The 5,521-nt window shown below is 64.6% G+C and carries 4 protein-coding genes and 1 pseudogene; all 5 read left to right on the forward strand.

Features of this window, described 5'->3' with window-relative positions; translation table 11 throughout:
* Nucleotides 1-134, forward strand: a pseudogene (locus AC1P6P_RS08600) (acetyl-CoA C-acyltransferase); the annotation flags it as partial.
* Nucleotides 134-2,449, forward strand: coding sequence for a 3-hydroxyacyl-CoA dehydrogenase/enoyl-CoA hydratase family protein (locus AC1P6P_RS08605; RefSeq protein WP_481402028.1), 2,316 nt, complete (start codon nt 134-136; stop codon nt 2,447-2,449). The pseudogene AC1P6P_RS08600 and the gene AC1P6P_RS08605, both read left to right, overlap by 1 nt.
* Nucleotides 2,450-2,460: 11 nt before the next feature.
* The gene (locus AC1P6P_RS08610) at nt 2,461-4,251 is read left to right on the forward strand and encodes an acyl-CoA dehydrogenase C-terminal domain-containing protein (protein WP_481402029.1); all 1,791 of its coding nucleotides are present in this window, start codon (nt 2,461-2,463) and stop codon (nt 4,249-4,251) included.
* A 12-nt stretch (nt 4,252-4,263) separates the two neighbouring features.
* Entirely contained in the window at nt 4,264-4,830 is a 567-nt protein-coding gene (locus tag AC1P6P_RS08615; protein ID WP_481402030.1) for a thioesterase family protein, read from the forward strand.
* A partial coding sequence (locus AC1P6P_RS08620) for an electron transfer flavoprotein subunit beta/FixA family protein (protein WP_481402031.1) occupies nt 4,827-5,521 on the forward strand: 695 nt, incomplete at its 3' end. The genes AC1P6P_RS08615 and AC1P6P_RS08620, both read left to right, overlap by 4 nt.

Below are 5,521 nucleotides of genomic sequence, written 5' to 3' on the forward strand. Positions count from 1 at the left end.
CCTTAGGGGCGAGCGGGGCGCGCATCACCGGCAAGGCCGCGTCGTTGTTGCAGCGCGTCGGCGGCCGTTACGCGCTCGCCACGATGTGCATTGGTGGCGGTCAAGGTATCGCGACGGTGCTGGAGGCGGTGTGATGGCAGAAATCGCCAAAGTCGCCGTCATCGGCGCCGGCGTGATGGGGGCGGGGATCGCCGCTCAGATCGCCAATGCGGGCGTGCCCGTGCTGCTGCTCGACATCGTTCCGCCGAATGCCGCGAACCGCAACGCCATCGCGGAAGGCGCGGTGGAAAAGATGCTGAAGGCCGATCCGGCGCCGTTCATGTCGAAGGCGGCGGCCCGCCTCGTCACGCCCGGCAATACCGCGGACGATCTCGCCAAGCTCGCCGACTGCGACTGGATCATCGAAGCCGTGGTCGAAAAGCTCGACATCAAGCAGGCGCTCTATCGCCGCATCGATGCGGTGCGCAAAGCCGGTTCGGTGGTTTCGTCCAACACCTCCACCATTCCGCTCGCCGCCCTGACCGAGGGATTGAGCGAAGCCTTCGCGCGCGATTTCCTCATCACCCATTTCTTCAATCCGCCGCGCTATATGCGGCTGTTGGAAGTGGTTTTGGGCCCGGCGACCCGCCCCGACGCGGTCGAAACCGTCAGCCGCTTCGCCGATTTTTCGCTCGGCAAAAGCGTGGTGGTGTGCAAGGACCGGCCCGGCTTCATCGCCAACCGTCTCGGCGTCTATTGGCTGCAAACGGCAGTGGTGGAGGCGTTCGAATCCGGGCTCGAAGTCGAAGAGGCGGACGCCATCATCGGCAAGCCGATGGGCATTCCCAAGACCGGCGTGTTCGGTCTTCTGGACCTCGTCGGGCTCGATCTGATGCCGCATATCAATGCGAGCATGGGCAGCGCGCTGCCGGCGAGCGATCCGTTCCACACCACCGCGCGCGAATTGCCGCTGATCAAGCGGATGCTGGCCGAAGGCTATACCGGGCGCAAAGGCAAGGGCGGCTTCTATCGCCTCAACCGCGCGGACGGCGGCAAGGTCAAAGAGGCCATCTCGCTCAAGACCGGCGAGTACCGGCTGCAGCAGAAAGCCGATCTCGAGCTGCCGAAGCATTTTGCCGCGTTGATGGCGTCGGACAGCAAAGCTGGCCGCTATGCCTGGGCGGTGATGGCGCGCACGCTGAGCTACGCCGCCATGCTGGTGCCGGAAGTGGCCGACGATATAGCCGCCGTCGATGAAGCGATGCGGCTCGGCTATGCCTGGAAATTCGGGCCGTTCGAATTGATCGACCAGTTGGGCGTCGATGCCTTCGTGGCGCGGCTCGAGCACGACGGCATGGCGGTGCCCGGCCTGTTGCGCGCAGCGGCCGGGAAATCCTTCTACCGCATCGAAAACGGGCAGCGTCAGGCGCTGGCGACCGATGGGCGGTATCGCGATATCGCGCGGCCCGACGGCGTCTTGCTGCTGGAAGACCTCAAGCGCACGCGCGAGCCGCTGCTGAAGAACGGTTCCGCCGCGTTGTGGGACATCGGCGACGGCGTTGCCTGTTTCGAGTTCACCTCCAAGCTCAACACCATCGATCCCGACATCATGGGCCTGCTCGGCAAATCGCTGAGGCTGGTCGAGCGCGAGTTCAAGGCGCTGGTGATCTACAACGAAGGCAGCAATTTCTCCGCCGGGGCCAATCTCGGTCTGGCGCTGTTCGCGCTCAACATCGCGGCGTGGCCGGTGCTGGAACAGACGGTGATGGAAGGCCAATCGACCTACAAGGCGGTGAAGTACGCGCCGTTCCCGGTGGTCGGTGCGCCTTCGGGTCTGGCGCTCGGCGGCGGCTGCGAAATCCTCTTGCATTGCGACGCCATCCAGGCGCACGCCGAAAGCTATATCGGCCTCGTCGAATGCGGCGTCGGCCTGGTGCCGGCGTGGGGCGGCTGCAAGGAGATGCTGCAGCGCTGGCGTCAGTTCGGCAAGCTTCCCAACGGACCGATGCCGGCCATCGCCAAGGTGTTCGAGACCATTTCCACCGCCACGGTCGCGAAGTCGGCGGCCGAAGCCAAGGAGCTGCTGTTCCTGCGGCCGGCCGACGGCATCACCATGAACCGCTATCGCCTGCTCGCCGATGCCAAGGCCAAGGCGCTCGAACTGGCGCGCGATTATTCGCCGCCCGCCAAGGATGGCGAATGGGTGCTGCCGGGCGAGAGTGCCGCGGTGGCGATGCGTCTGGCGGCCGAAAGCTTCCACCGCCGCGGCCTCGCCACCAAGCATGATTTGGTCGTGTCCGGCGCGCTCGCCGGCGTGCTGTCGGGCGGCGATAGCGACGTGACACGGCCGTTGCGCGAAGACGAAGTGCTGGATCTCGAACGCAGCCGCTTCATGACGCTGCTGCACCATCCCGACACCATCGCGCGCGTCGAACACGTTCTCGAAACCGGCAAGCCCCTCAGGAACTGACGGAGCATATCATGGCGACCTACAAGGCTCCCCTGCGCGACATGCGCTTCGTTCTCTACGAACTGCACGACGGCGCCGCGCTGTCGGAGCAGCCGGGTCTCGAAGAGATGACCCCGGAAGTGTTCGATGCCGTCCTCGAAGAAGCGTCGAAGATCTGCGAAGAGGTTCTGTTCCCGCTCAACCGGTCCGGCGACGAAGAAGGCTGCCGGCTCGAAAACGGCGTCGTGCGCACGCCGAAAGGTTTTGCCGAAGCCTATAAGCTGTTTCGCGAGGGCGGCTGGACGTCGGTGACCTGCGATCCCGCGTATGGCGGCCAGGGCGTTCCCAATCTGGTCAATGTCCTCATCACCGAAATGATCTGCTCGGCCAATCTGTCGTTCGGACTTTATCCCGGACTGTCGCACGGCGCCTATACCGCGCTACAAGCCTATGGCAGCGAGGCCATGAAAGATGCCTATCTGCCGAAACTGGTGGATGGCACCTGGTCGGGCACGATGTGCCTGACCGAGCCGCAATGCGGTACCGATCTCGGCCTCTGCCGCACCAAGGCGGTGCCGCAGCCTGACGGCAGCTATCGCCTCACCGGCACCAAGATTTTCATCTCGGCCGGCGAGCACGATCTGACCGACAACATCATTCATTTCGTGCTGGCGCGACTGCCCGATGCACCGCCGGGGATCAAGGGCATCAGCATGTTCCTGGCGCCGAAATTTCTCGTCAATGCCGATGGCACGCCAGGCGCGCGCAACGGTGTGGCGTGCGGCGCCATCGAGCACAAGATGGGCATCAAGGCCTCGGCCACCTGCGTGATGAATTTCGACGACGCCACCGGCTGGCTGGTCGGCGAGCCGCACAAGGGCATGCGGGCGATGTTCACGATGATGAACGAAGAACGCCTCGCGGTCGGCCTGCAGGGATTGGGCTTGGCCGAAGCCTCCTATCAAGGCGCGGTCGCCTATGCGCGCGAACGGCTGCAGGGGCGGTCGCTGTCGGGCGCCAAATATCCCGACAAGCCGGCCGATCCGATCATCGTCCATCCCGACATTCGCCGCCATTTGCTCAACATCCGCGTGACGACCGAGGGTTGCCGCGCCTTGGGCGTGTGGGTGGCGCGCGCCGTCGACATGGCCTCGCACGCCGCCGACGACAGGACCCGTCACGAGGCGGAGGATTTCGTCGCCCTGATGACGCCGATCGTCAAAGCGCTGTTCACCGATCTCGGTTTCGAGGCGGCCAATCACGGCGTACAGGTGATGGGAGGTCACGGCTACATCCGCGAGCACGGCATGGAGCAATACATCCGCGACGCCCGCATCGCGCAGATTTACGAGGGCACCAACGGCGTGCAGGCACTCGATCTCGTCGGGCGCAAGATGGGCGCCCATATGGGGCGCTATCTGCGGTCGTTTTTCCATCCGGTCGCCGATTTCATCCAGACCCGTGCCGGCGACGAGAAGATGGCGCGCTATGTCGATCCGCTGACCAAGGCATTCGTGCGGCTGCAACAGGCGACCGGCCAGCTTGCGCGGATCGGCATGAAGCATCCCGAGGAAGCCGGCGCCGCGGCCACGGAATATCTGCGCCTGTTCGGTTTTGTGGCGCTTGCCTATCAGTGGGCGCGCATGGCCGAAATTGCGCATCAGAAGCTTGGTGAGAGCAGCGGCGAGGCGGCGTTCTATCAGGCCAAGCTGGCGTCGGCGGCGTTTTTCATGGACAAGGTGCTGCCGCAGACCGGTGCGTTGTTCTCCTCGATCATGGCGGGCGGTTCCACGATGATCGCGTTTCCCGAAGCCGCGTTCTAAGAAAGGCGCGTGATGGCGTCGCTGGTGCGCATGATGGGAGCCGTTGTCGCCGCGCCGTTCCGGCCCCGGCTGGGGCTCTACGACGCCTCGGCGCTTGGCTTTCGCGTCATGCCGCCCGACCTCGACTACAACATTCACATGAACAACGCCCGCTATCTGTCGCTGATGGATGTCGGGCGCGTCGACCTGATCGTGCGCACGCGAATGTGGCGGGCGATGTGGCAGAACCGCTGGCAGGCGGTGATTGCTGGCAGCATCGTACGCTATCGCCGCCCGCTGAAGCCGTTCCAGCGCATGGAACTGACCAGCCGCCTGATCGGTTGGGACGACAAATGGTTCTACATCGATCACCGGATCGCGGCGGGCGCGGTGCTGGCGTGTCAGGCGGTGATGCGCGGCGCCTTTCTCGATGCCCGCGGCATGCTGGCGCCGGTTGTCCTCGCTCAAGCCATGGGCGTTTCCACTGTCGCGCCGGCGTTGCCCGGCTGGATCGGGGCTTGGCATGACGCCGACCGCGAATTCGGCCAGCAGCCCGAAAGCGTTTTCGCAACTTTGACTCCCTCAACGGAGAAACCATGAAAATACTCGTCGCCGTCAAACGGGTGGTCGATTACAACGTCCGGGTCCGCGTCAACGCCGAGCGGACCGGTGTCGAGACCGCCAACGTTAAATTCTCGATGAATCCGTTCGACGAGATCGCGGTGGAAGAAGCGGTGCGGCTGAAGGAAGCCGGAGTGGCGACGGAAATCCTTGCGGTCAGCATCGGGCCGCGTGAGGCGCAGGAAACCTTGCGCAGTGCGCTGGCGATCGGGGCCGATCGCGCCATTCTCGTTCAGACCGACTCGGCGGTCGAACCGCTGGCCGTCGCCAAACTCCTCGCTGCTATCGCCAAGCGCGAAGGCATCGACCTCGCCATTCTCGGCAAACAGGCGATCGACGACGATTGCAACCAGACGGGGCAGATGCTCGCGGCATTGCTCGGCTGGCCGCAAGGCACCTTCGCCAGCAAGGTCGAGATGGCCGGCGACACGGTCAACGTGACCCGCGAGATCGACGGCGGGCTGGAGACGGTCGCGCTGAAACTCCCGGCCATCGTGACCACGGACCTGCGCCTCAACGAACCGCGCTACGCCTCGCTGCCTAATATCATGAAGGCCAAGTCCAAGCCGCTCGCGCAGAAGGCGCCAGCCGACTACGGCGTCGACATGACACCGCGCGTTACCACGCTCGAGGTGAGCGAGCCGCCTGCCCGCAAGGCGGGGATCAAGGT

It is taken from the genome of Rhizomicrobium sp. (assembly GCF_056722145.1).